The sequence below is a fragment of the Paenibacillus sp. TAB_01 genome (assembly GCF_043945595.1).
In the GTDB taxonomy this organism is placed as follows: Bacteria; Bacillota; Bacilli; order Paenibacillales; family NBRC-103111; genus Paenibacillus_S.
Genome location: NZ_JBIFNP010000001.1, coordinates 67,392 through 90,757, shown reverse-complemented (window position 1 = coordinate 90,757; position 23,366 = coordinate 67,392). Strand labels below are relative to the sequence as shown.

The 23,366-nt window shown below is 52.4% G+C and carries 22 protein-coding genes and 2 pseudogenes; 10 read left to right on the top strand and 14 right to left on the bottom strand.

All coding sequences use genetic code 11. The annotated features are described in order from the left end of the window. Positions 1 to 132: 132 nt before the first annotated feature. The 7 genes and pseudogenes from ACHHV8_RS00515 (at position 133) to cyoD (ending at position 7,455) form a co-directional block, all read left to right on the top strand. Positions 133 to 1,074: a hypothetical protein gene (locus ACHHV8_RS00515; RefSeq protein WP_395155794.1), complete on the top strand. Its 942-nt coding sequence runs from the start codon at positions 133 to 135 to the stop codon at positions 1,072 to 1,074. 207 nt (positions 1,075 to 1,281) lie between these two features. Beyond that, the gene (locus ACHHV8_RS00510) at positions 1,282 to 1,557 is read left to right on the top strand and encodes a hypothetical protein (protein WP_395155792.1); all 276 of its coding nucleotides are present in this window, start codon (positions 1,282 to 1,284) and stop codon (positions 1,555 to 1,557) included. A gap of 163 nt (positions 1,558 to 1,720) precedes the next feature. Further along, positions 1,721 to 3,172 (top strand): IS1182 family transposase, encoded by a 1,452-nt coding sequence (locus ACHHV8_RS00505; protein WP_395155790.1) that lies wholly within the window; start codon positions 1,721 to 1,723, stop codon positions 3,170 to 3,172. 334 nt (positions 3,173 to 3,506) lie between these two features. Further along, entirely contained in the window at positions 3,507 to 4,505 is a 999-nt protein-coding gene (gene cyoA / locus ACHHV8_RS00500) for a ubiquinol oxidase subunit II (protein WP_395155788.1), read from the top strand. 24 nt (positions 4,506 to 4,529) lie between these two features. Further along, positions 4,530 to 6,504 (top strand): annotated as a pseudogene (locus tag ACHHV8_RS00495) (cbb3-type cytochrome c oxidase subunit I). After that, a complete protein-coding gene (gene cyoC, locus ACHHV8_RS00490; protein ID WP_395155786.1) occupies positions 6,504 to 7,118 on the top strand; it encodes a cytochrome o ubiquinol oxidase subunit III in 615 nt (204 codons plus the stop codon). Before ACHHV8_RS00495 ends, cyoC begins: the two are co-directional and overlap by 1 nt. 1 nt (position 7,119) lies before the next feature. Then, positions 7,120 to 7,455: a cytochrome o ubiquinol oxidase subunit IV gene (gene cyoD, locus ACHHV8_RS00485; RefSeq protein ID WP_395155784.1), complete on the top strand. Its 336-nt coding sequence runs from the start codon at positions 7,120 to 7,122 to the stop codon at positions 7,453 to 7,455. 378 nt (positions 7,456 to 7,833) lie between these two features. On the opposite strand, the gene ACHHV8_RS00480 is transcribed toward cyoD, so the two are convergent. The 7 genes and pseudogenes from ACHHV8_RS00480 to tkt all read right to left on the bottom strand — a co-directional run bounded on the left by ACHHV8_RS00480 (position 7,834) and on the right by tkt (position 14,260). Further along, positions 7,834 to 8,148, bottom strand: a complete 315-nt coding sequence (locus ACHHV8_RS00480; protein ID WP_395155782.1) for a hypothetical protein — start codon at positions 8,146 to 8,148, stop codon at positions 7,834 to 7,836. Between the two features lie 138 nt (positions 8,149 to 8,286). Beyond that, positions 8,287 to 8,511: a DUF1128 domain-containing protein gene (locus tag ACHHV8_RS00475; RefSeq protein WP_395155780.1), complete on the bottom strand. Its 225-nt coding sequence runs from the start codon at positions 8,509 to 8,511 to the stop codon at positions 8,287 to 8,289. A 134-nt stretch (positions 8,512 to 8,645) separates the two neighbouring features. Then, positions 8,646 to 9,233: a TetR/AcrR family transcriptional regulator gene (locus ACHHV8_RS00470; protein ID WP_395155778.1), complete on the bottom strand. Its 588-nt coding sequence runs from the start codon at positions 9,231 to 9,233 to the stop codon at positions 8,646 to 8,648. A gap of 312 nt (positions 9,234 to 9,545) precedes the next feature. Next, on the bottom strand, positions 9,546 to 10,184 hold the full coding sequence (locus ACHHV8_RS00465; RefSeq protein ID WP_395163388.1) for a YigZ family protein: 639 nt from the start codon (positions 10,182 to 10,184) through the stop codon (positions 9,546 to 9,548). A gap of 84 nt (positions 10,185 to 10,268) precedes the next feature. After that, positions 10,269 to 11,624: a glucose-6-phosphate isomerase gene (locus tag ACHHV8_RS00460; protein WP_395155776.1), complete on the bottom strand. Its 1,356-nt coding sequence runs from the start codon at positions 11,622 to 11,624 to the stop codon at positions 10,269 to 10,271. A gap of 234 nt (positions 11,625 to 11,858) precedes the next feature. Continuing rightward, a complete protein-coding gene (gene ppnP / locus ACHHV8_RS00455; protein WP_395155774.1) occupies positions 11,859 to 12,176 on the bottom strand; it encodes a pyrimidine/purine nucleoside phosphorylase in 318 nt (105 codons plus the stop codon). A 73-nt stretch (positions 12,177 to 12,249) separates the two neighbouring features. Further along, positions 12,250 to 14,260 (bottom strand): annotated as a pseudogene (tkt, locus tag ACHHV8_RS00450) (transketolase). Positions 14,261 to 14,654: 394 nt separating this feature from the next. On the opposite strand from tkt, the gene ACHHV8_RS00445 reads away from it, so the two are divergent. After that, the gene (locus tag ACHHV8_RS00445) at positions 14,655 to 15,764 is read left to right on the top strand and encodes a GGDEF domain-containing protein (protein WP_395155772.1); all 1,110 of its coding nucleotides are present in this window, start codon (positions 14,655 to 14,657) and stop codon (positions 15,762 to 15,764) included. Positions 15,765 to 15,861: 97 nt separating this feature from the next. On the opposite strand, the gene purU is transcribed toward ACHHV8_RS00445, so the two are convergent. Further along, on the bottom strand, positions 15,862 to 16,752 hold the full coding sequence (gene purU, locus ACHHV8_RS00440) for a formyltetrahydrofolate deformylase (protein WP_395155770.1): 891 nt from the start codon (positions 16,750 to 16,752) through the stop codon (positions 15,862 to 15,864). 29 nt (positions 16,753 to 16,781) lie between these two features. Next, complete coding sequence (locus ACHHV8_RS00435; RefSeq protein WP_395155768.1) at positions 16,782 to 17,903, bottom strand: deoxyribonuclease IV; 1,122 nt, start codon at positions 17,901 to 17,903, stop codon at positions 16,782 to 16,784. 152 nt (positions 17,904 to 18,055) lie between these two features. Between ACHHV8_RS00435 and ACHHV8_RS00430 the strand changes: the two genes are divergently transcribed. After that, on the top strand, positions 18,056 to 18,481 hold the full coding sequence (locus ACHHV8_RS00430; RefSeq protein WP_395155766.1) for a DUF2621 family protein: 426 nt from the start codon (positions 18,056 to 18,058) through the stop codon (positions 18,479 to 18,481). A gap of 154 nt (positions 18,482 to 18,635) precedes the next feature. Here ACHHV8_RS00430 and ACHHV8_RS00425 read toward each other — a convergent pair whose 3' ends face one another. From ACHHV8_RS00425 to ACHHV8_RS00405, 5 genes are all read right to left on the bottom strand, one after another. Continuing rightward, positions 18,636 to 20,015: an S-layer homology domain-containing protein gene (locus ACHHV8_RS00425; RefSeq protein ID WP_395163387.1), complete on the bottom strand. Its 1,380-nt coding sequence runs from the start codon at positions 20,013 to 20,015 to the stop codon at positions 18,636 to 18,638. Between the two features lie 350 nt (positions 20,016 to 20,365). Next, positions 20,366 to 21,112, bottom strand: coding sequence for a glycerophosphodiester phosphodiesterase (locus tag ACHHV8_RS00420; RefSeq protein ID WP_395155764.1), 747 nt, complete (start codon positions 21,110 to 21,112; stop codon positions 20,366 to 20,368). 136 nt (positions 21,113 to 21,248) lie between these two features. Then, on the bottom strand, positions 21,249 to 21,434 hold the full coding sequence (locus tag ACHHV8_RS00415) for a YjfB family protein (RefSeq protein WP_395155762.1): 186 nt from the start codon (positions 21,432 to 21,434) through the stop codon (positions 21,249 to 21,251). 101 nt (positions 21,435 to 21,535) lie between these two features. Further along, positions 21,536 to 21,958, bottom strand: coding sequence for a hypothetical protein (locus tag ACHHV8_RS00410; protein WP_395155760.1), 423 nt, complete (start codon positions 21,956 to 21,958; stop codon positions 21,536 to 21,538). A 22-nt stretch (positions 21,959 to 21,980) separates the two neighbouring features. Then, positions 21,981 to 22,523 (bottom strand): NAD(P)H-dependent oxidoreductase, encoded by a 543-nt coding sequence (locus ACHHV8_RS00405; protein ID WP_395155758.1) that lies wholly within the window; start codon positions 22,521 to 22,523, stop codon positions 21,981 to 21,983. A 182-nt stretch (positions 22,524 to 22,705) separates the two neighbouring features. Here ACHHV8_RS00405 and ACHHV8_RS00400 point away from each other — a divergent pair, with 182 nt between their 5' ends. Further along, entirely contained in the window at positions 22,706 to 23,365 is a 660-nt protein-coding gene (locus ACHHV8_RS00400) for an HlyD family secretion protein (RefSeq protein ID WP_395155756.1), read from the top strand. The last annotated feature ends 1 nt before the right edge of the window (position 23,366 follow it).

Sequence of the window (23,366 nt, the reverse complement as noted above, 5' to 3'; positions counted from 1 at the left end):
TATCCATAAATGGTTATGAGCTTATTTCCCCCTTATACAACACGCCAAATCCCCCCAAAAAATCCCAGCACCTAAAACGATAAGCTAGTATACTAGGTAATAAACTAGATGAATCGTTAGGAGGCTCCTCTCATGAGCAAGTATCAACCGATCGACCGCATTATGAAGGAATTGGGCCACGACGACCTGCTCGACCTGCTTCAGCACGAGCTTTCCTCCTCCGACTTGAATACGCTGCTGCTTGAGCTGTTCCGCAGAAAAGCTATCGGCACGTCGCCTGCAGAGCTGCTCAAACAGTATGCCGGCAACCGTTTCGTTCATCCCTCGGAGTTGGACCCTATCGCGCTGAAGCGGATGGAGATCGACCTGCTCTCCCTCGCCCAAGCCCGCGGCTTTCAGCCGGTTCAGCTCTCTCCTATCGCTCCCCTGGGCTCCTGTTCCGTGGTCGGAACAGCGGACCAGAACAAAATCATCTCGGCTCTGCGTGGAACCGAGGTGATAGCCGATGCAACCAATGCGCTTGCGCTGCATATTTGTCACGGACTCAAAACCAGCCGGCTCAGCCACGCGGCGGATACCGTCCGGGTATGTACGACGCATCGGCACGTGCGGGCACAGCATTTTCAACAGCCCGGCTTATTATCCCACTTCCATCTGTTTTGCATGGTTACCTCGGGACAGGATCAAGGCTCCTATGCCTTTGAGAAAAAGACACTGACCGAGCACCTCGCAGTGTACCGCGATATTTTCAGCAGTCTATTTGATGCTGAAATGAAAGTAAGTCTGAACGCCCGGGGAGGCTACACCGACGGCGAAGGCCTGCTGCACAGCTTGAGCGCGCACCTTCAAGAAACAGTACCTGGTTTGCCTGTCATTGAGAATACGACACCAAGCGCTAATAACTATTACCAAGGAGTGCAGTTCACGATAACTGCCGTCATTAATGGGCAGGAGCTGAACATCGGGGACGGTGGCTTTGTCGATTGGCCCAAGAAGCTGCTCGGAAGAAAAAAAGAACGGATGATGATCAGCGCAATCGGCCTCGAGCGATTGGCCGCCATCACTTCTTCATAACGAAGCCAAAATGCTGATTTATAACGAATAATCCCGGCCTTTTCATGAGATTCTAATTTCAAGGGGTACTACTACTTATTAAATCTGCACCTGCACCTAATTTTGTCTGAATTTCGATCAAAAATTGAACATTCCTTGAACAAATGACGTAAAGTGTGTTATACTAGTATCAAGAAAACACTTACAAAGGAAATGGAAGTGATCATTATGACGACGAAAACCGCAAACGTAAGCAGCGTACGTCACAATGAGAGGGACGTTCAACGCTTAGTTAACTGGATGACAGGAGCAGCATGGACTATTCTTACGATCGGCATCCTGCTGTGCCTATCCAATGTTCAGCATTTCAGCGATCGTAACCCATCGCTTATGATCGGACTCGGATTTTTGGTAGGCAGCGTATTTATTTACGTCATTCGTACAGCGATTCATCTCGTACATTCTCGTATGTTGGAATCGGAATCCGATGACATAAACCTGTAATTCGCCTATGATTTCATAGCTGTATACAATAAAACCCCTATAAGACCAGTTCGAGGCCACTGAAAAAGTCCATTAATGAAAAGGTACAGACTCTCAATATTTTGAGGGCGCTGTGCCTTTTTTCTTGTATACTTTAAAGTAATACGTCGGAAGGGTGAAGACCATGTTCCAGCCTCAACTTTCTTTTGCATTAAGCCCATACACAGCGCTATATGACCTCATCGTGCCGAAAGACAACATGCTACGCCAGATAAATGAGCTGGTTGACTTCTCCTTCGTCTACGACGAATTGAAAGCTAACTACTGTTTGGACAACGGCCGTAACGCCATCGATCCGTTGCGGATGTTTAAATATCTGCTTCTGAAAGCTATTTTCGAGGTGTCGGACGTGGATCTGGTCGAGCGCTCCCGGTACGATATGTCTTTTAAATACTTCCTTCAGATGGCTCCGGAAGAAGCCGTCATCGACCCGAGCTCCCTTACGAAGTTCCGCAAGTTGCGGTTAAAAAACATGGATCTGCTGGATCTGCTCATCGGCAAGACAGTTGAACTAGCTACTGCGCAAGGGATTTTAACGAGCACCTCCATCATCGTGGACGCGACGCATACAAAAGCCCGTTATAACCAGAAATCACCGAGGGAGATTTTACAGGACCGTTCCCGCAAATTGCGAAAAGCCATCTACTCTATCGACGAATCGCTGAAGGGGAAGCTACCTGCCAAGAACGCCGTGGATACGCTCGAGGCCGAGATCGACTATTGCCAGAAGCTCATCGAGGTTACCGAAACCGGGCTTGGTATCGCCCAACTGCCTAAGATTACAGAACCGTTGAATCTGCTAAAAGAGACCGTCGAGGATGACATAGAACAACTGCGCATCTCGCAAGATCAGGATGCGCGCGTCGGCCACAAGAGTGCAGATTCCTCGTTTTTTGGCTATAAGACGCATATTGCCATGAGTGAGGAACGAATCATTACGGCGGCAATTGTAACGACCGGAGAGAAGAACGATGGCAAGCAGTTGCAATCGCTCATCGAGAAAAGCAAGGCTGCGGGCATGGATGTAAAGACGGTAATTGGCGATATGGCCTATTCGGAAAAAGAAAACATCGCATACAGCAAGGAAAATCAGATTGAACTCGTCTCCCGGCTTAACCCACAAATCACCCAGGGTATGCGCAAAAAGGAAGATGAATTCGAATTCAATAAAGATGCAGGCATGTATGTATGCAAGGCAGGCCATATGGCGATTCGGAAAGCGCGGACAGGAAAAAAGGGAATCAGCAAAAACCAAAAGGACACTTACTATTTCGATGTGGAGCTATGCAAACGATGCCCCTTCAAAGAAGGATGCTACAAGGAGGGCTCTAAAAGTAAAACGTACTCGGTGAGCATTAAATCCGGGGAGCACGCCGAGCAGATGGCATTCCAGGAAACGGAGTATTTCAAAGAGAAGGCGAAAGAACGGTACAAGATCGAGGCCAAAAACAGCGAACTTAAGCACCGGCACGGGTACGACGTAGCCACGTCCTCGGGTCTGTTAGGCATGCAGATACAAGGAGCTATGGCCATATTCGCAGTAAACTTAAAGCGGATATTGAAACTGGCTGACTAAAAAATAGCGTAAAGCCCTATGAAAAATGCGGTACCCTCCGAGAAAATCGGAACAGGTGCCGCATTTTTTTTCGCCTAACGCCTGGACTCACCGAAAAAACGTAAGTTCTTCAGTGGCCTCGACCAGTTCTTAGGGGGTTTTTTGTTTGCCAAAAATAAACAATCATCTTTTTCGTGAATTTTGTTTTACAGAAAAAAGACGAAAACTTGACGTATTTGTTAACACCGGCGAAATATCGTTTAATATCTGTTATCTTAGTGAATAGATAAGAACGTTCCATATTTCACAATTAAAAGATCCGAGCGTTCGGAGATATTTAGGGAGATGATATTCAATGCGACTAACGAAAAAGGCTGCACGCTTTGCGGCTCCGCTGGCTTTCCTGCTTATGCTCGTCCTGCTGTCGGGCTGCGGTGAATCCATGATGGTTATGGATCCGAAGGGCCCTATCGCTGCGGGTCAAAAAGATCTTATTATTACGGCCTCCATCCTGTGCGGCATTATTTTGGTTCCTGTTTTGATCCTGACCGCTTACATTGTTTGGCGGTACCGCGATAAGCCGGACAATAAAGCTTCTTATAAGCCTAACTGGTCCCACAGCACGACAATGGAGATTGTGTGGTGGGGAATTCCAATCGTCATCATCATTGCGCTGGCTGCCGTTACGGCCCGGGACACCTATGCTTTGGAGCCTTCCAAGCCGATCGTTTCCGAGAAAAAAGCCATTACGATTCAAGCTACTTCTTTGGACTGGAAATGGTTGTTCACTTATCCGGACCAAGGGATTGCTACCGTGAACTACATCGCGATTCCAGAAGATACGCCGATTAAATTCGAGCTGACTTCGGATGCGCCGATGAACTCCTTCTGGATCCCGCAGCTGGGCGGCCAAATGTACACGATGTCCGGCATGGCGATGACTTTGTTCCTGCAGGCGGATGAACAAGGCGATTACTTCGGTACGGGCGCCAACTTCTCCGGCGAGCATTTTGCGGATATGAAATTCCAGGTCCATGCTACTTCGGACGATGAGTTCAACAGCTGGGTTAAAGATGTGAAGCAAACCGCGACACCGCTGACGTCTGAAGGCTATAACCAGCTAGCGCTGCCGGGCAAATCGAACAAGCAGTTGTTCTCTGCCTTCCCTGAAGGATTGTTCAACCAAATCGTAACCAAATATACCGGCGGTGCAGGCGCCCATGCGCATCACGGCACAAGCGGCGAATCGGCTCCTGCCCAAGAGACGCCGAAAGCAACGGAAGCTAAGAACACAATGGACCACAGCAAAATGAATATGAAGCAAGAAACGACTAATTCCCATACAGGGCATTAACGCTTACGAAAGGGGGCACTCCTTGTGTTAGATTCTATTAAAGATTTTGCATCATGGTTTTTCGTTACAGGCGACCCGATGATTCTCGGAGCGCAGGTCAGTATCGCACTTGCCATGGTTGCTATCGTATTCGTATTAACCTACTTCAAAAAATGGGGCTGGCTGTGGCGCGAATGGCTGACCACCGTTGACCATAAACGTATCGGGATCATGTACATCCTGTGCTCCATCCTCATGCTGTTCCGCGGCGGGGTCGACGCCCTGCTCATGCGCGTTCAGCTGGCAATACCGAACGCCGGGTTCCTGGAGCCGGAGCACTACAACCAGATCTTTACGACGCATGGCGTTATCATGATCTTGTTTATGGCGATGCCGCTCATGTTCGGTTTGTTTAATGTCGTGGTGCCGCTGCAAATCGGCGCGCGCGACGTAGCGTACCCTTTCCTGAACTCCTTGAGCTTCTGGATGTTCTTCTGGGGCGCGATGCTGTTCAACGTTTCCTTCGTTATCGGCGGTTCGCCGGATGCAGGCTGGCTTGCTTATCCTCCGCTCTCCGAGCTGTCTCACAGCCCAGGCGTCGGACAAAACTTCTATATCTGGGGTATTCAGATTTCCGGTATCGGCAGCTTGGCGACAGGGATCAACTTTATCGTCACGATCATTAAAATGCGCGCTCCTGGCATGAAAATGATGCAAATGCCGATGTTTACCTGGTCCGTCTTCTCCAGCTGTATCATGATCATTTTCGCTTTCCCTATCTTGACGGTTACGCTTGCCTTGCTGTTCCTTGACCGTTTCCTCGGCGCTCACTTCTTTACGCTTGCCGCGGGCGGTAATCCGATGATGTATATCAACCTCATCTGGATGTGGGGTCACCCCGAGGTATATATCGTGGTCGTTCCGGCATTCGGTATTTTCTCCGAAGTCGTGGCGACGTTCTCGAAGAAAAAGCTGTTCGGTTACAAATCCATGGTATTCGCCATGCTGATTATCAGCGTCCTGTCCTTCTTTACTTGGGTCCGATCATTTCTTCACCATGGGCTCCGGAGCGGACGTCAACGTCTTCTTCGCGATTACGACAATGGCTATTGCGATCCCGACCGGGGTCAAAATTTTCAACTGGCTGTTCACGATGTTCCGCGGCCGTGTATCTTATCCGACACCGATGCTGTGAACCGTAGCCTTCATTCCTTGCTTTGTTGTCGGCGGGATGACCGGGGTTCTGCTCTCCGTAGCGCCTGCAGACTTCCAGTTTCATAACAGCTACTTCCTGATCGCGCACTTCCACCAAGTATTGATCGGCGGCGTTGTCTTCGGTTACTTCGCAGGCTTGTACTACTGGTGGCCAAAAATGTTCGGCTTCACGCTGAATGAGCACTTGGGCAAATGGGCATTCTGGTTGTGGAACATCGGTTTCTACGTATGTTTCATGCCTCAATATTTCTTGGGCTTAGACGGAATGACACGCCGTACGTATTCGTACGATTTCGATATGGGCTGGGGCCCTCTGAACTTGGTTTCGACCATCGGCGGTTTCCTGATGGGGATCGGCTTCCTGTTCCAGGTATGGCAGATTGCTTACAGTATCAAAAAGCACAAACGCGACGTTACCGGCGATGCATGGAACGGACGCACGCTGGAGTGGTCGATTCCATCTCCTGCACCGGTTTATAACTTTGCGGTACTGCCGCAAGTAAAGCATACCGACGACTGGTGGGAGACGAAGGAAGAACGCGCCAAAGGCGTGAAGCCTGCGCCGCAGCCGCCGCTCGAGCCGATTCATATGCCGAAAAACTCGGCGATTCCATTCATCAAATCGGCCCTCTGGTTCTTTGCCGGGTTCGGTTTTACGTGGGGCTGGCTCTGGTTGGCCATTCCTTCAATGATCGGCGTACTGCTCTGCATGCTGGCACGCTCGTTCTCATATGATACGGATTACTACATCCCGGTGGATGAAATTAGAGAAACAGAAGCAACATTAAGGGGGGCGAAGATCTAATGGCACATGCGGCAACCCATCACGGGCACGACCATCATGAGCACGAGCACCATGATCACGAATCGCTCAAAACATTCGGATTTTGGATATTCCTGATTACGGACTGTATCCTTTTCGGTACTTTGTTTGCCACATATGTCGTACTTCGCGGCAATACGGCCGGCGGACCGACAGCCGAAGAGCTGTTCCAAATGCCGGGCATTATCGCCGAAACGTTCATCCTGTTAACAAGCAGCTTCACCAGCGGTCTTGCGGTTCTGGCTATGCACAAAGGCAACAAGAACCAGCTGATCGGCTGGCTGGCTGTCACCGCACTGCTTGGCGCCTCCTTCGTTTTCCTGGAGGTATCCGAGTTCGTACACATGGTTACCCAAGAAGGCGCTACAATCGCCACCAGCGGCTTCCTGTCCGGCTTCTTTACACTGGTCGGTACTCACGGATTGCACGTATCGCTCGGTCTGTGCTGGATGATCGGTCTTATGATTCAATTGAACAAGCACGGCATTACCGCGGTAACCAAGCGTAAAGTCGATGTCATCAGCTTGTACTGGCACTTTCTTGACGTCGTATGGATTTTCGTCTTCACGGTCGTCTATTTGATGGGGGTGATGTAAGATGAGTCAAGCTAACTCACACGGGCATGATGCGCATGCCGGCGGCTCGCACGGATCGTTGAAATCTTATGTCATCGGCTTCCTGCTGTCGATTGTCCTGACCATTATTCCGCTGGTTGTCATCCTGAACCATATGTTCGGGGAGACGACGCGAATCGCCATTATCCTGCTCATGGCTATCCTTCAGTTCGCCGTACAGCTGGTCTTCTTCATGCACTTGAAGGAAGGCGAGAACGCTCGTTGGAATATGATGGCCCTGGTACTCGGTCTGATCATTCTGCTGACCATCGTCGCAGGCTCCCTCTGGATCATGACTTACAACCAGGTAGCTCACTAAGCAAGCTATGTAACCCAACCCGGGAGAGAGCTCCCGTTAAAAAGAAAACAGGCCTTCGTCCGCGTCACCCGCGCGGCGAAGGCCTGTTTTGGCGTTATAGCAGTCAAAGCCGGAGGAGCACGCTTCGGCTTTGACTCTTTTTTAATTAAGCTGGCTTCATAATACGGCTGCCCTGTAAACGTAAACGCACGGCAGCAGCCTGCTGAACACGTTTGAACCTCCACCCATCCCCTTCCCCTGGCGTGAGTCCCTAAGCCGTATAAGGCATTTTTATAGGGGCTGCCGACAAAAAGAACGCCCCTTCCCGGCCCGCAGGAGCCGTACAAGGAGCGTTCAGCCAAAGCCGTGAGCCCTATCCAAGGCTTCGCAGCTGCTGTGTTACCAGATGCCACCGAACGGGCCGTAGCCATAGCCGCCGTAGCCGCCATAGCCTGGGTAGCCGCCATAACCGCCGTACCCCCCGTAACCGCCGCCATAAGCATAAGGCGCAGTTCCGACAGCCAACAGGTCAAACAAGACAAGCGGAATCAGTGCGGACGTTCTCACTTGCTTCCCTTTCTTCGGTGCAAGAATAAGCTTATTGCCGCTAATACGGACCAGTTTACCGCTGACAGTCGTCCCGTCTTTTTTCAGCGCGTAAACCGTTTTACCGATCAATTTACGGACATCCTTTTTTAATACTGCTTTTTGCAAGTAAGTCCACCTCCATGATAGCGTTGGGCGATTGCCCCTTTAACTTCGAACTACGCTATATTGTACGGAGGTTTGCCTTGCATTGCTTGTTTAAACGCCCGGTTCCTGTCCCCATTTTTCCACTAAAATCACTTGTCGTTATGCCCTGCGCAATCTGCCCAGCTCTTGGGTAATCGCTTCAATTTCACTGATGCTGAATTGCGACTTGCCTGCCACCATCTCATAAATATCCTTCAAATCCTCGTACTGCTCGTCGTTCAGAGCCGTTGCTTTCAGCGCAGCGCCCGTAGCCATACGCAGCTTTTTCTTGATTTCTTCCATCATAAATTCCGCATTGGCCAGCGTGTTCTCAGTCAAGTTCATTCATGTTCATCCTCTCTCGCTTTTACCCATTGTACCACGTTTAGAGAGGTTTCGCAGGAGGCCCGGCTCTCCTAAGATCCACGCCTTACGCTTCAACCCGCAGAAAGCCGCTAAAACTCAGACAGAGCCGCAGTTCAAGCCCCCAGCCCTTCACACAAAAAGGAAACATGCTGCTCGGCCAGCCGTTTTACATCCTCATAGTTCTGCTGATAACGGATATTGTAGGAAATAAAACCATGCATCGACATGAACAGGCTCCATGGCATGCTGTACATCTTCTGCTCGTTGCCGGGCTGAACCAGCATAGCGGAGCGGACTACCGTTGAGAACAAATCGAGGCATTGCGCCTGCAAGGTGCGCGAATACATTTGAAGCTCCGTATCATTGATCATAAACATGATTTCGTAGTGATACGGGTTCTCCAGCCCGAAGCGGATAAATTCCAGCATCAGCTTCTGCAGCTGCCCCTTCTTCCCCATGCGCGTCCGGCTGAGCATCTCCTTCTGCTTCTCCAGCAGCATATGGAAGTCTTTATTGACCAAGGCGTAAAATAGCTCAGCCTTCTCTTTAAAATGATAATACAATGCCCCGTGACTGTACCCCATCGCTTTGGCGATGCTGCGCATCGTTAAAGTATGATAGCCATGCTCAGCGAAAAGCTGCCTCGCTTCCTCCAATATCCGCTCACGACTCAGCTCCTGCGCCACTGCTTTTCTGGCCAACACGACTCATCTCGCTTTCATCGTATTCTATTCTCTCTCTCACTTTAATAGTTTATCACTTTATTGTTGCAAAGCAAGAGAGAAAAGAAAAATACACTTATAACATTTGTTTATAAGCGGAGGCTGAACCGGCCGATAAAAGGAATAGCCGGCCTTCTTTGCCGTATGCCGCGTCCATCTGTAGGCCTCTATTTAATTGAAGGATCGTGTCCGTCCTGATCCTGCCCATGGTGATGCATAGCCCAGAGTGGTGTCGAGCATACACGTGTAATACTGCATATTTATACAAAAAACAGCCGCGTCCTTATCAGACTACGGCCATTCCTTATGCTCTACGTAGCGTTCTTCTCCTGCCATAATCACTCCCTGGCCCTGCGTCACATCGGTCATCCAGGCGATGAAGCGCTCCGCCTCCTCGGCAATCGGCAGGCAGGTGATCGTCACCTTATCGGTAAACGACGTCTCTCCAAGCAGCGTGTTCCGATTCCGAAGCTCATTCTCTACCTTCCCGTGCCACGTATAATCGATTTCCACCAGCACTTCCTTATGCAGTACCTGATAAATCGGCTCCGCCGCCGCGAGACCGACGACCGCCCCATCCGTATAAGCGCGGATCAAGCCGCCCGCCCCCAGCATAATGCCGCCGAAATACCGCGTCACAACAACGGCGACATTTTTCAGCCCCTGATTCTTGATAACCTCCAGAATCGGCTTGCCCGCCGTCCCGCTCGGCTCCCCATCGTCGGACTGCTTCTGGATTTCATCCCGCTCCCCGATCATGTAAGCCGAGCAGTTGTGCGTCGCCAGGCTGTGCTCCTTCTTGATGGCGGCAATGAATTGAATGGCCTCCTCCTCGGTCGCCACCGGCTTGGCATGGCCGATGAAGCGCGATTTTTTGATGACGATTTCAGCCTTTCCCTCGTGCTTGACTGTCTTATACTGCGCCAGCATACCGTTCCCCCGCTTTCTTATGCCCATTGGAAAAAAAGCAGCCACCCCGTTTGGGATGAACCGCTTTTTCCGTTTTGCCAGCTATTATTTCTCCAGACGCGCTTCCAGCTCCGCCTTTTCCTTCTCATAGCCCGGTTTGCCGAGCAGCGCGAACATGTTGCGCTTGTAGGCTTCAACCCCCGGCTGATCGAACGGATTCACTCCGAGCAGATAGCCGCTGATGCCGCAGGCCTTCTCGAAGAAGTACACCATATAGCCGAACGTATAAGCGCTCATGTCCGGCAAGGTAACGATCAGATTCGGTACGCCGCCATCCGTATGCGCCAGCATCGTTCCTTCGAACGCCTTCTTGTTGACGAAGTCCATCGTCTTGCCGCTCAGGAAGTTCAGGCCGTCCAGGTTGTCCGCATCGGTGCCGATTGTAATCTGCTCGGATACCTCAGCCACTTGAATGACCGTTTCGAACAGCGTACGGTTGCCTTCTTGAATGAATTGGCCCATCGAGTGAAGGTCTGTCGAGAAATCGACGGACGCCGGATAAATCCCTTTGTAGTCTTTCCCCTCGGACTCGCCGAACAGCTGCTTCCACCACTCGGAGACGAAGTGAAGCGAAGGCTCGTAGTTCACGAGAATTTCGGTCGTTTTGCCTTTGCGGTACAATGCGTTGCGCACGGCCGCATATTGGTAGCTCAGATTTTCCGCCAGGTTCGGGCTCGAGAAGGCTTCTCTCGCGTCGGCAGCGCCGCGCATCATCGCCTCGATGTCCACACCTGCAGTAGCAATCGGCAGCAGGCCGACCGCTGTCAGCACGGAATAACGGCCTCCTACGTCGTCAGGAATGACGAACGACTCATAGCCCTCTTCGTTCGCCAGCTTCTTCAGAGCGCCCTTCTCACGGTCTGTCGTTGCGTAAATCCGCTTGCGCGCCGCTTCCTTGCCGTATTTTTTCTCCAGCAGCTCGCGGAAAATACGGAATGCAATCGCAGGCTCGGTCGTCGTGCCGGACTTGGAGATGACGTTGACGGAAATATCTTTGCCCTCCAGCAGCTGCAGCAAATGGTTCACGTATGTCGAGCTGATATTGTTGCCTACAAAATATACCTCAGGCGTCTTGCGCTTGTCCTTAGGCAGCAGGTTATAGAACGAGTGCGACAGCATCTCGATCGCTGCGCGGGCGCCCAGGTACGAACCGCCGATGCCGATCACGATCAGAGCGTCGGAGTCGGATTGAATTTGCTTCGCCGCCTGCTGAATGCGGGCAAACTCTTCTTTGTCGTAGTTCACCGGCAGGTCGATCCAGCCCAGAAAATCGCTGCCCGCCCCGGTTTGATTATGTAATTGTTCATGCGCAAGCTGGATCGGCCCCGCAAGATAGTCTACTTCGTGCTGTTGAATGAAGGATAAGGCTTTACTGTAGTCAAAATTAAGTTTGGCGCTCATGGTACTCCTCCTTATTGGATAAAAAAAGGTTGTCTATCTATCTTAATCCACAGTCTATAGGATACTTTCTTCCTTTTTTAAAAGCAAGTCCGCAGGAAAGCAGCCTCAAGAATCCCGCTTCAAGCGTCTTGCGGAAGCCGGGGCAGGTGCTTCAGCGGCTGTAAAAAATACCCTGCGGGCCGGGCACCGTCGTGCAGGGTCTGCAGGGTATCTTTTTTTCAATGCCGCCGCTGCTTACTCGGCGATATAGGAGCAAATATAGTCCGTAGGGGTCTTGATTTGCAGCTTGAATTTGGAATTCGCAGGAACGGTAAATTCGCCTTCACCGTTAATGTTCAGCCATTTGCTCTCGCCTGGCAGCTGCACGCTCAGCTCGCCTGCTTGGATCTCCATGATTTCTTTCGCATCGGTTGCGAACTCATAGTCGCCCGGCAGCATAATGCCCAGCGTCTTTTTTGTGCCGTCAGCAAAAATGACCGTACGGCTCGTCACTTTGCCGCCATAATAAATGTTAGCTTTTTTTTCAACGCTGACTTGTTCGAATTGGGACATCGGTTTCTCTTCTCCTTTGATATAGGGAGACCGGGCCTTGCGAGGAAGACCCGGTCCCTGTATGGAATTTAACCTATTTCAACAGCTGCTTAACGCGGGCAACCACGTTCTCAACTGTGAAGCCGTACTCTTTAATCACGACAGGACCCGGAGCGGATGCGCCGAAGCGGTCGATGCCAAGAACGCTGCCCTGCTCGCCAACATAACGCTCCCAGCCGAAGGAGTGGCCCATTTCAACCGCCAGACGCGCTTTGACGTCAGGCAGAATAACGGAATCCTTGTACTCCTGGGATTGCTTGTCGAACAGCTCCCAGCTCGGCATGCTGATGACGCGGACTTGAACGCCTTCCTCTGCCAATTGCTTCTGAGCTGCCACCGCCAATTGTACCTCCGTACCGGTCGCGATGATTTGCGCTTGAGCTTTGCCGTTAGGCGCATCGGACAATACATAAGCTCCGCGGAGCAAGCTTTCGTTAGCCTGTTCCGTGCCTTCGAGCTTCGGAGCCGCTTGGCGGGAGAAGATCAAGGCTACGGGGCCTTTTTTGTTCTCAACCGCATAGCGCCATGCCGCTGCCGTTTCGTCGCCGTCTGCAGGACGGATTACCGTTACGCCAGGAATTACGCGCAGTGCAGCCAGTTGCTCAACCGGCTCATGCGTAGGACCGTCTTCGCCGACGCCGATACTGTCATGCGTAAATACATAGATCGCAGGCACGCCCATAATGGAAGCCAGACGAATTGCCGGACGCAGGTAGTCGGAGAAGACGAAGAACGTACCGCCGAATACTTTCAAGCCGCCGTGAAGCAGCATGCCGTTGACGGCAGCGCCCATACCGAACTCGCGTACGCCGAAGTATACGTTTTGGCCGCTGTAATCCTTCGCTGTCATAACGCCAAGGTCTTTCATGTGCGTCATCGTGGAGGATTCCAGGTCAGCCGATCCGCCTACGAGAGACTTCACGTTCTTCGCGATCGCGTTCAGCACGATACCGGAAGCGGTACGCGTACCTTTTTCCGCAGGGGCGGCGGCAGGAATGTCTTTATCCCAGCCTTCAGGCAGGTCGCCGTTCACAGCCGTTTGGAACTGCTTGGCCAATTCAGGATATGCCTTCGCATACTCGGCGAACATTTGCTCCCAAGCCGCATTGGCTTCAATGCCTTTTTGCTTCACAGCCGCAAAGTGCGTGCGCACTTCTTCAGGCACATAGAAATGTTGATCTTCCGGCCAGCCGTAAGCTTTCTTCGTCAAAACCACTTCATCTACGCCAAGCGGAGAACCGTGAGGACCTACGTGACCGCCTTTGCCCGCTTTGTTCGGAGAACCGAAGCCGATAATCGTCTTCACTTCGATCATCGTCGGACGAGGATCCTGCTGCGCTTCCACGATCGCTTTATCCAGCGCGTTCAGATCGTTGCCGTCTTCTACGCGAAGCACCTGCCAGCCGTAGCCTTCGAAGCGCTTCTTCGCGCTCTCGGAGAAAGACAGGCTCAATTCGCCGTCAAGGGAAATATCGTTGGAATCGTACAGCACGATCAGCTTGCCCAGCTGCATGTGGCCTGCAAGCGAAGCCGCTTCGGAAGAAATGCCTTCCATTAAATCGCCGTCGCCACAGATGGAATAGGTGTAGTGATCGACGACTTTGTATTGATCTTTATTGTAAACCGAAGCCAGATGCGCCTCGGCAATTGCCATACCTACCGCCATACCGAAGCCTTGTCCCAATCGGACCCGTCGTTGCATCGACACCCGCTGTGTGGCCAACCTCCGGATGTCCGGGCGTTTTGCTTCCCCACATACGGAACTGCTTCAGCTCTTCCATCGGAAGATCATAGCCGCTCAAGTGCAGCAGGCTGTACAGCAGCATGGAGCCGTGTCCTGCGGACAGGACAAAACGGTCGCGGTTGATCCATGTCGGATTGTCCGGGTTGTGGCTCATAAATTTGGCAAACAGCTCGTACCCCATAGGGGCCGCACCCATCGGCATACCAGGGTGTCCGGACTTCGCCTTCTCAATCGCATCAATGGCAAGCGTACGGATCGTATCGATGGACAATTGCTCAATCGCTTTATTCGTTACAGTCATGTTTGAACCTCCTATTTGATTTGGAGCAGCACTGCACGCGTCCTGCCCGAGAAGCCCGACAGAACCCGTTATAATGCAGTTGTTCACGTGTGCAAAAATTATTGACACAATTACTCACTTGCACCATTTTACCATTGTCCGTTACAGTTTGCCACCATTAACCTCTTTCCTATTCAAAAAAGATGAGCTGGACCTCCCCCGTCCCGCAGCCGGAAAAACGCCTGCTTTGACAGCAACAAAACCGGCATCTGCCGGCTTGGGATCAGTCAAAAAATAGTCTGTAAAATATGTGGTAAAAATTAAGTCAAACTAAAGGAATTCCGATTTCGCTGGCGAATAATTACTATTCGGATTTGCTCTTGATCCTGTTATTCTATAGCGGTGGGAGTCGAATATGAACCATCTGTTGCTGGAACTGGCCAACACGCGTCATACATATCGTAAAATGATTAATTTATATTGGACGACCATTGTCTTGACGGTGCTGCTGGAATATTGGCTTCACCGGGTAAGATTCGGTGCCGTTCCGGACTATTTACCGAGTACATTGGTGCTTCAGGCCATCGGTCTCGCTCTCGCTACCGGCGTGATCGAAATGCTGTACCGCTACCGCAAGGTGCAGAGCGACAACCTGCTTATCGTCACGGGCGTCGTCTACGCCTCATCTATCATTTATATTAATCCGACCATCGGCATCGTACCTGCGATCTATATTTTCCCTATTCTGACTTCCATGCTCTCCTTCAACAAGAACCGCATCCTGCTCGCATTCTCACTCGTTCTCCTGTGTTTCGGCACGCTTTACGCCCTGACTCCCGAGCTCCGGACCGCCATGCTGCCCGTACATCTGATCGGTGTTTTGTTCCTTTATGCCGGGGTGACCTTGATCGCTCTGTCCATTACGTCAAGCGGAATCGAGCTGCTGAACAGCCTGCGGCAGGCAACGGAGGCCAAGCAGGAGCTGCTGGTCAAAAACGTCATCATGGACAAGCTGTCCAAGATGGACGCGTTAACCGATCTGTATAATCACAAAACGTTTCACGAATATTTGGAGAAGCTGATCGAGCAGAACGAACGGAATCATCTCGCCCTGCAGCTTGCGATCATGGATATTGATAATTTCAAAAAAATTAACGATACCTACGGCCATTGGGTAGGCGATATTATTCTGCAGCGGGTCGCCTACCTGATCAGGGAAACGGTGACGCCCAATGACTTCGTCGCCCGCTACGGCGGCGAAGAATTCGCCGTTATTTTCACGGAGAAAACGGTGGAGCAGTCGCACCGGCTCGCCGAGCTGATCCGCCAGCAGTGCGCCTCAACCGTACATGCCGAGCTGGACGGCCAGGCGGCTACCCTCAGCATCGGGCTGCAAAACTATGCGAAGGGCGAAGGCAAGGAAGCGCTGTTCAAGGGTGCCGACGCCTCCCTATACGCAGCCAAGCGGACCGGAAAGAACAAGACCGTCGTCCAGTCGGTCGTCATCGATCATAAGGGCGCCTGAAGCGCCTGTCCGCAAAAAAAAAGACGGAACCCGCCCCCTTGGCGGATCCGTCTTTTTTGATTATCCATGATTGCAGAGCCTCGGGTCTCCCCCAAGACTAGTTGAATACAACCGTCTTGTTACCGTGAACGATAACTCTGTCCTCTGCGTGCCAGGACACGGCACGGGCCAGCACGATCCGCTCGATATGGCGGCCGATCCGCTTGAGGTCATCCACGTTGTCGCGGTGGCTTACACGCTGCACGTCCTGCTCGATGATCGGCCCGCCGTCCAGCTCCTCCGTCACATAGTGGGCTGTCGCTCCGATAATTTTCACCCCGCGGTTGTGCGCCTGCGCATAAGGCTTGCCGCCGACGAACGCCGGAAGGAAGGAATGGTGAATATTGATGATACGGTTCGGGAAATACTCGATAAATTTCGGCGAAATAATCTGCATGTAGCGGGCCAGTACAACTACATCCACCTGGTTAACTACCAGCTCCAGCTGCTTGCGTTCCGCCTCCGGCTTCGTATCCGCCGTCACAGGAATATGGTGGTACGGAATGCCGAACGATTCGACCAGGCTGCGCATATCGTTATGGTTGCTGACAACCATCGCGATATCGGCGTCGAGGTGCCCCGCCTGCCACTGCCACAGCAGCTCCAGCAGCGCGTGATCCTCCTTGGAGACGAAGATCGCAAGGCGCTTTTTACGGCTGGCCCGGTTGACGCTCCATTTCATCTGGAACGAGTCGGCGATCGGAGAGAAATCAGCCATCAGCTGGTCGCAGCGGTTATCCAGATCCTCCAGATCGAATTCGATGCGGATATAGAACATGCCTCCATCATGATTCGTGTACTGGTCGGATTGGACGATATTCGCGCCATATTCATACAGAAAACGGGATACGGCGGCAACGATGCCCGGTTGATCGGGACAAGACACGAGCATGCGCGCGCGGTTTCTTTGGTCATCCCGTTGGATTTTAGGTAATACAGTCGGTGTCATAACAAAAACTACTCCTTCATCAATTTCATCTACTCAAAAATTTTGCGGCCGGCAAACCAAGCCGTCAAGCGGTGGTTAACCTGCTCCTCGGTCAGCTCAGGGAAGACACGGTGCTCCGCGATCAGGTCGTACAGCCGTTCCATCGGCTCGCGACCGTCGGCTTTTTTCGCTTTCGCGTCCGTCTTCAGCACGTCCCAAACCTGAAGCACGTAGTCGCGCTGATTCAGATCCTGCTTCTGGAAAAAGTGCGCCAGGCGCTCCACGTCCTCAAGGAACGCCGAACCGAAGCGTTTCTCCACATTTCCGCTCAGCAGCGCAATCTCCGCTTCGTACATCGGACGCTGGGTCTTGTCTTCCTTGCCGATCCAAGGCGTCTCCAGAATGAGCGGCAGATGGCTGAGCTTCTCATGGTGTACTACGTTGTTCATCGCTTCGAAGCCGATCCAGCCGGCCCCCACCGGAGCATGGCGGTCTTTGCCCGCGCCTTTCGGGTTCTTGCTGTCGTTCAGATGGACAACGCCGATCCGGTCCAGTCCGACCACTTGGTCGAAATGCTCCAGCACGCCGTCCAGATTGTTCACGATATCATAGCCCGCGTCGTGAACGTGGCACGTATCGAAGCAGACCGACAGTCGGCCGTTATCCTCGACCTTGTCGATAATCGCGGCGATTTCCTCAAAGCTGCGGCCCATCTCCGTCCCTTTGCCGGCCATCGTTTCGAGCGCAATGTTCACATTCGTGTCCTTCACTCCCGCAAGCACTTCATTCAAGCCCTGCGAGATGCGGGCGAGCCCGTACTCGGCATCCTTGTCGGTATAAGCCCCCGGGTGCAGCACGATCTGCTTGACGCCCAAATAATCCGTACGGCGGATTTCCTCCTGAAGGAAGCGCACAGCCAGCTCATACGTATCTTCCTTGTACGAGCCCAAATTAATGATATAAGGCGCATGCACGATGATCTCGCCGATTCCGTTCTGCTCCATCAGCGCTTTGCCTTCTTCGATGTATTGGGATTCGATCGGCTTTCTGCGCGTATTTTGCGGCGCACCGGTATAAATCATAAATGTCGAGGACCCGTACGATACGGCTTCCTCTGCGGCATTCAGCAAACCTTTATCTGAAAACGATACGTGAGAACCGATTTTAGGCATCGCTAAATTCATCTCCTTTGCTTTTCACACTCTTTCTATTTTACTAGGAAAGGCGCAATAAATCTAGGAGTCTATGGAACAGGGACTTTTTCACAGTTTCGCTTTTGAAGAGGGGGGAACTGAGGTATAATGGTAACGAGGTGAACCTAACGATGAACTCGGCTTTTATGTGGTTTATATTATTTTGGGTCTTCGTGCTCATTACTTTCATGTCGATCGGCGGCTACTTTATGTTCCGCAAATTCATGAAGGTGCTTCCGAAGGAAGACGGCAAGTCCAAGCTCGACTGGCAAAATCATTTCGTGGACGCTTCCCGCCACATGTGGGACGAAGAGTCCAAAGCTTTCCTGAACCTGCTGGTCGATCCGGTTCCCGCTCCCTTCCGCGACATTGCGAAGCATTCGATTGCCGCTTCCATCGCGCAGGTGGCGCTGGAGAAGAAGGCGCAGCGGATTACGCACGAGCACTGCATTGAAGGCTACATACGCGCTACCCCCAAGCGAGATTACAGGAGCTTAACCTCCTATCTGGATAAACAGCAAATCGATTACAGCGCCTTCAAGCATCTGCTGCAGTAACGGCGGCTATGCTAAGCGCCAGGAAGCGGCGGTCCCCTGCTTGACCGGCTAAGACCGTCGGAGAGGGCCTTCCACTCCGGACACAGCAAAGGCTGCGTCTGTCGTAGAGCGATCTACAACAGGCGCAGCCTTTTTTCGAGGGGCATGCCCTTACTTACTTCTTCTTGCCCGTCTGCGGTTCGCTTACATCCAGCTTCACCGATAAGGTCGCATTGACCGACTGCCTTAACGGATTCGGCTTGCGCTGCTGCGAGCGGAGCCCTACGACTTGAATGCCTTCGACATTGATCGTCTTCGGCAGCTCCTCCTGGCTAAGGAACGCCATTTTCCCGTCGAGAATGACCCACAGGTCGACTTTTTCCACCGATTTCAAATCAATGGTCAGGTAGCGGTTTTCTTTCGGCAGAACCGCCGTTTCGATCTCGCCGTACTTTTGCAGATCTTTGGTCAGCACGCCTTGATCGTCGAAATAGTCCGTGACGTTAATGACCGACTGGTTGCTCCATCCGCTGTCGCTTTGCGGCCCGCCAAGGCCGCCCCCGCCATAAGAGGACTGGTTCGGGTTGTTGGAGAAGGAGCCTCCGCCGGAGCCGAGACCGGAGTTGGATCCGGAACCCGCAGAAGACCCCGTTCCCGTGCCGGAGCCCGGAGCTTCCAGCTCGATGGTCGAATAATCGGCCAGCCAGTAGTTTTTGTACAGGTAGTTGTAAATCCGGTTCAGAATCGTGACCGCCTCCGCACGGGTAACCTTGTCGATCGGACGGAAATAACCGCTCTCGTCGGCCGTCATAATGCCCGAGGCCTGCAGGCTGGCCAGTATGCTTGCCTGGGAATTAGAGAAGCTGTCGGTGCCGAAGCGGCAATCGCTTGAGCCTGTCCCCATAAACAAGGTCGGCAGCACATCGTCGGACGTCATCATGATCATGCCCGCACCGTTGTACCTCCCGTCGGACCGGCTCGCTTCCTCGTATTCGCTCGTGTCCTGGTACAGCTTCACCGGAATATCCTTGAAGCTTGATACGACAGAGCAGACATCGTTCGGACTCATCCGGCGGTCGACCAGCCGCGTATCGAAGAATGAGTACAGCAGATCGGCCAGCTGCAGCCGCGACAATTGAACATCGGGGTTAAACAGCAGCCCGCCGTTAGCGGACAGCCCGTAGACGCCCCAGCTGAAAGAATGACTATATATTTCGGAAATGGGCTTATACGCCCAGTGCTCGCTCGGCACGTCCGCGAATCCGTCTACTTTTTGCAGGCCGGTCGCATTCATATTGGGTCTGTATTTATCGAACAGCCGATAGATCATGGCCGTCCATTCCGCTTTGCTGATCGTCTGGCTGGGCCGGAACGTTCCGTCGGGATACCCGGTCAGCACCTGTTTTTGCGCCATCAGATAGATCGAGTCTAATGCCCAGCTGTTCCGGGAAGCGGACACGTCGCTGAACTGCACGTCCGCTTTGACGGGAACGGCAGGCAGCATCAAGCCTATTACCAGTAAACAGAGCAGCCATCGATAGCCTGTCTTTCGCATTTTCCTCACTAGCATCCCCTCCAATCTCTTATAATATCGGACGGAGGACGGCAAATTGTTAGTACACGCACAGCAAAAAGAGACGGCATCCAAGCGTTGCCGCCGAAAACTCATCCGTGCGTGTACGGAACATGATTCGAGCTTAAGCTTCCATAGTCCGTCTGCTGTACAAACTCGCGGCTGCTTCCCCTGGACTCTCGGACTTCCTCGGCTTCTACGAGACATTGCAAATTGAAATCCGGGACCCAAGGTGAACCGCCTGCGCTTTTACATAACAATTCCGTACGGCTGTCAGTTTTCAGCGGCCCAGCCGGGCCGTCCCTCTTATCGATGTGCTGCCTGAGCGTTCTCTACGCCATGCTGTCCAGCAGCCGCTTTAATCGTGCAGGGAAGTCGGTAATAATCCCCGTCACTCCGGCCTCAAGGGCGGCTTTCAGCTCTTCTTCTTCGTTAATCGTAAACGGATAAACCTCCAGCCCATCGGTTACCGCTTCCCGCACATCCTCGGCACCGATCAATTTATAGTAGGGATGCAGCGAGTAAACCGCTGCGCCGGTTTGTTCCGCCATCAGCCGATGCGAGGCAAAGTTCGCCGTATACAGCAGGCCGATCCGCAAATTGGGCAGCGCACGCTTCAGGTTAACAAGAATTTTATGGTCGAAGGATGAGACGACAACACTGGACAGCCTGTCGTACTGCTCCAAAAGCTCCGTGAGCCGGGCTAACAGGCGTTCGCTGTATGCGCATTTGATTTCCACATTAATCATCACACGATTCGGTATGGCTGCGAATACCTCACCCAGCAGCGGAATTCGTTCTCCGGCAAACCGCGGATCAAAGCGGCTTCCTGCATCGAAGCGCTTCAACTGCTCAACGGTCATCTGCTCGATAGCTCCGGTGCCGTCCGTCGTTCTCGTAATGGTGGCGTCGTGGCACACGATCAGCTCGCCATCGGAGGATAGATGTACGTCCAGCTCCAGAGCATCGGCCCCCTGCTCAACGGCAAGCTGAAAGGATGCCAATGTGTTCTCGGGAGCTTCACCCGCTGCGCCGCGGTGTCCGATAATTAACGGTCTACTTTGCCCAATCGATGTCATTTTCAAAAAAGCCTCCCCGCTATGCGAATAATAGAATCCGTCTTTATTATCCGAAACATCGCGCGGCGGCACAATACGTAAAGCCCCTTTTCAAAGTTAAGACTTTGTAAAGGGGCTGCGGGCGGGCTAGCTCGTCCTATACTCTCAGATCGAGCGAAGTCCCGAGATAAGGATGGGGCGCCTGCGGCTGGGCAACGCCTTGCAGCAGCACGTTCATTTGATCGGACTGGCCGTCCATTGCCTTTTTCAAGAGAGACACATTGGCCGACTGAAGCAGTGCGGCCGAGCTGTAAGCATTCGAAGCAGAACTTACACTATCCATCGTTAGCCTCCTCCCTAATATACCTGCAGGAGTATTATCGGCTTAGGCTTCGATTTATGTTAGTTTGTCGGTTCGTTTGGAAGCACGGCTTCCTGACAATCTCACTTTTTTAGCGACCGAAGCGCATCGCGGAATTGGTCGTCCGCCTTTTGGGGAGGCGGCGGAGCCGGCAGCTCCAGGTCTTCGTCCTCTGCCGCAGCTGCGCTGGAATGCTCCGTCTCCTGCACCGATTGAAACGTCCGGAGCGCTTCCCTGTATTCATAATCGCTCGTTTTATCGGCAGTCCTCTTGGAAGGATGCGCATCCTTCACGAGATTTCCATGCTTGCGGGCATCCTCCACCAGCACTCTGGCATCGTCGGATGCCATCTCCTGCACGCTTTCTTCCGTTACCGGGACCTCAGGGGCCGGTGCATCCGTCTTGACCGCCTGCGCCTTTCGGCTCTTAGCATCGGCCCTCAGATTATAAATAATCAGGAATATAAGCCCCACAATTGCTATGACGCCAAAAATAATATATTGCATCACGCATGCACCCTATTCATTGTTAATTTTTGACCATTGCCTGCGTAACTTGCGCAACACGGTGACCTAACGCACGGCCTAGAGCCAGATCATTCTCGGAAGGCAGGTTCGGCGGATCATCCGGCGACGCCTCGACGGGGCAGGTGACTCCAAGCCCATAGTACGAACCGTAAAGCGCGTTTTCCGGCAGATTTCCCGGCAGCCCGACAATAATCATCCCTTGGTGCAGCATCGGCGTAATCAGGCTGATCATCGTCGCTTCAAGCCCGCCATGTACCGTTGCGGTTGTACAGAACACTGCCCCTATCTTATTAATGAGCTTGCCGTGCGCCCATAAATAACCGAGCCGGTCGATAAAGTTTTTCAAGCCTGCACTGATCGTGCCGAAGTGACCGGGACATCCCCAAATAATGGCGTCCGCTTCCGCCAAGTGCTCCGGTCTTGCTTCATCGACATGCCGCAAAGTGACCTCCGCAAACTTGTGGCTGTCGGCCCCTTCATAAATGGATCGGGCTAACGCTTCCGTATGCCCGTTTTCGCTATCGTATACGATGTAAATTTTCATAACCTCAGTTCCTCCCTTGCATCACACATCCGTCGTCCTCTTCAATGTCCCCTTAAGTCTCCTAATTTATGAGGAGATGACGCAAAATCTTCTGCCAGCCTGCTTTACCCATTTGCACTGCATAATCCAATCGGCCTTCGGGGAAAATGTTTGCAGACAACACATCAACTCTTTTGGAGGGAATGTTCATGAGCAAGGTAATCCTGGTCAATATCCTCGTACTGGTTCTCATTCTGGGCGGTGCAGGGGCTTCCATTTACTATTACAACCGTTCCATCAATTATGTTACGACAGATAATGCCAAAATTGACGGACAGCCGGTAACAATTGCCGCTACCACCTCGGGACAGTTGACTGAATGGTCCGGTCAAGTAGGCAAGCAGTACCGGTCCGGCGATAAGGTCGGTGCCATTCAGCTGCCTTCTGCGGCGACAGGAACCGCTGCGGCTAAGGTCGATCTCGCTTTTCCTGTAGATGGAACGATCGTCCAGCAATCCGTCGTGCCCAATGCCTTCGTTGCGACGGGGACCTCACTGGCTCGCGCTTACGATTTGAGTCACCTATGGGTTACCGCCAATATCGAAGAAACGCGGATTAACGATATCAAAGTCGGGCAGACCGTCGACGTGTATGCGGATGCTTTTCCCGGAACGACTATTACCGGGCACGTGGACAAGGTAGGCTTGGCTACCGCCGCTTCCTTCTCTCTGCTTCCTTCATCCAATACAACGGCAAACTATACGAAAGTAACGCAGGTGATTCCTGTCACTATCACTTTGGACGGCTATAACGGCTTGGCCATCGTACCCGGCATGAACGTATCGATACGGATTCACATCTAGC

Coding starts and splice junctions, on each gene's coding strand:
- ACHHV8_RS00515 (WP_395155794.1), top strand. CDS start 133: ATGAGCAAGTATCAACCGATCGACCGCATTATGAAGGAATTGGGCCAC.
- ACHHV8_RS00510 (WP_395155792.1), top strand. CDS start 1,282: ATGACGACGAAAACCGCAAACGTAAGCAGCGTACGTCACAATGAGAGG.
- ACHHV8_RS00505 (WP_395155790.1), top strand. CDS start 1,721: ATGTTCCAGCCTCAACTTTCTTTTGCATTAAGCCCATACACAGCGCTA.
- cyoA (WP_395155788.1), top strand. CDS start 3,507: ATGCGACTAACGAAAAAGGCTGCACGCTTTGCGGCTCCGCTGGCTTTC.
- cyoC (WP_395155786.1), top strand. CDS start 6,504: ATGGCACATGCGGCAACCCATCACGGGCACGACCATCATGAGCACGAG.
- cyoD (WP_395155784.1), top strand. CDS start 7,120: ATGAGTCAAGCTAACTCACACGGGCATGATGCGCATGCCGGCGGCTCG.
- ACHHV8_RS00475 (WP_395155780.1), bottom strand. CDS start 8,511: ATGAACTTGACTGAGAACACGCTGGCCAATGCGGAATTTATGATGGAA.
- ACHHV8_RS00465 (WP_395163388.1), bottom strand. CDS start 10,184: ATGCTGGCGCAGTATAAGACAGTCAAGCACGAGGGAAAGGCTGAAATC.
- ACHHV8_RS00460 (WP_395155776.1), bottom strand. CDS start 11,624: ATGAGCGCCAAACTTAATTTTGACTACAGTAAAGCCTTATCCTTCATT.
- ppnP (WP_395155774.1), bottom strand. CDS start 12,176: ATGTCCCAATTCGAACAAGTCAGCGTTGAAAAAAAAGCTAACATTTAT.
- ACHHV8_RS00445 (WP_395155772.1), top strand. CDS start 14,655: ATGAACCATCTGTTGCTGGAACTGGCCAACACGCGTCATACATATCGT.
- purU (WP_395155770.1), bottom strand. CDS start 16,752: ATGACACCGACTGTATTACCTAAAATCCAACGGGATGACCAAAGAAAC.
- ACHHV8_RS00435 (WP_395155768.1), bottom strand. CDS start 17,903: ATGCCTAAAATCGGTTCTCACGTATCGTTTTCAGATAAAGGTTTGCTG.
- ACHHV8_RS00430 (WP_395155766.1), top strand. CDS start 18,056: ATGAACTCGGCTTTTATGTGGTTTATATTATTTTGGGTCTTCGTGCTC.
- ACHHV8_RS00425 (WP_395163387.1), bottom strand. CDS start 20,015: ATGCGAAAGACAGGCTATCGATGGCTGCTCTGTTTACTGGTAATAGGC.
- ACHHV8_RS00420 (WP_395155764.1), bottom strand. CDS start 21,112: ATGACATCGATTGGGCAAAGTAGACCGTTAATTATCGGACACCGCGGC.
- ACHHV8_RS00415 (WP_395155762.1), bottom strand. CDS start 21,434: ATGGATAGTGTAAGTTCTGCTTCGAATGCTTACAGCTCGGCCGCACTG.
- ACHHV8_RS00410 (WP_395155760.1), bottom strand. CDS start 21,958: ATGCAATATATTATTTTTGGCGTCATAGCAATTGTGGGGCTTATATTC.
- ACHHV8_RS00405 (WP_395155758.1), bottom strand. CDS start 22,523: ATGAAAATTTACATCGTATACGATAGCGAAAACGGGCATACGGAAGCG.
- ACHHV8_RS00400 (WP_395155756.1), top strand. CDS start 22,706: ATGTTCATGAGCAAGGTAATCCTGGTCAATATCCTCGTACTGGTTCTC.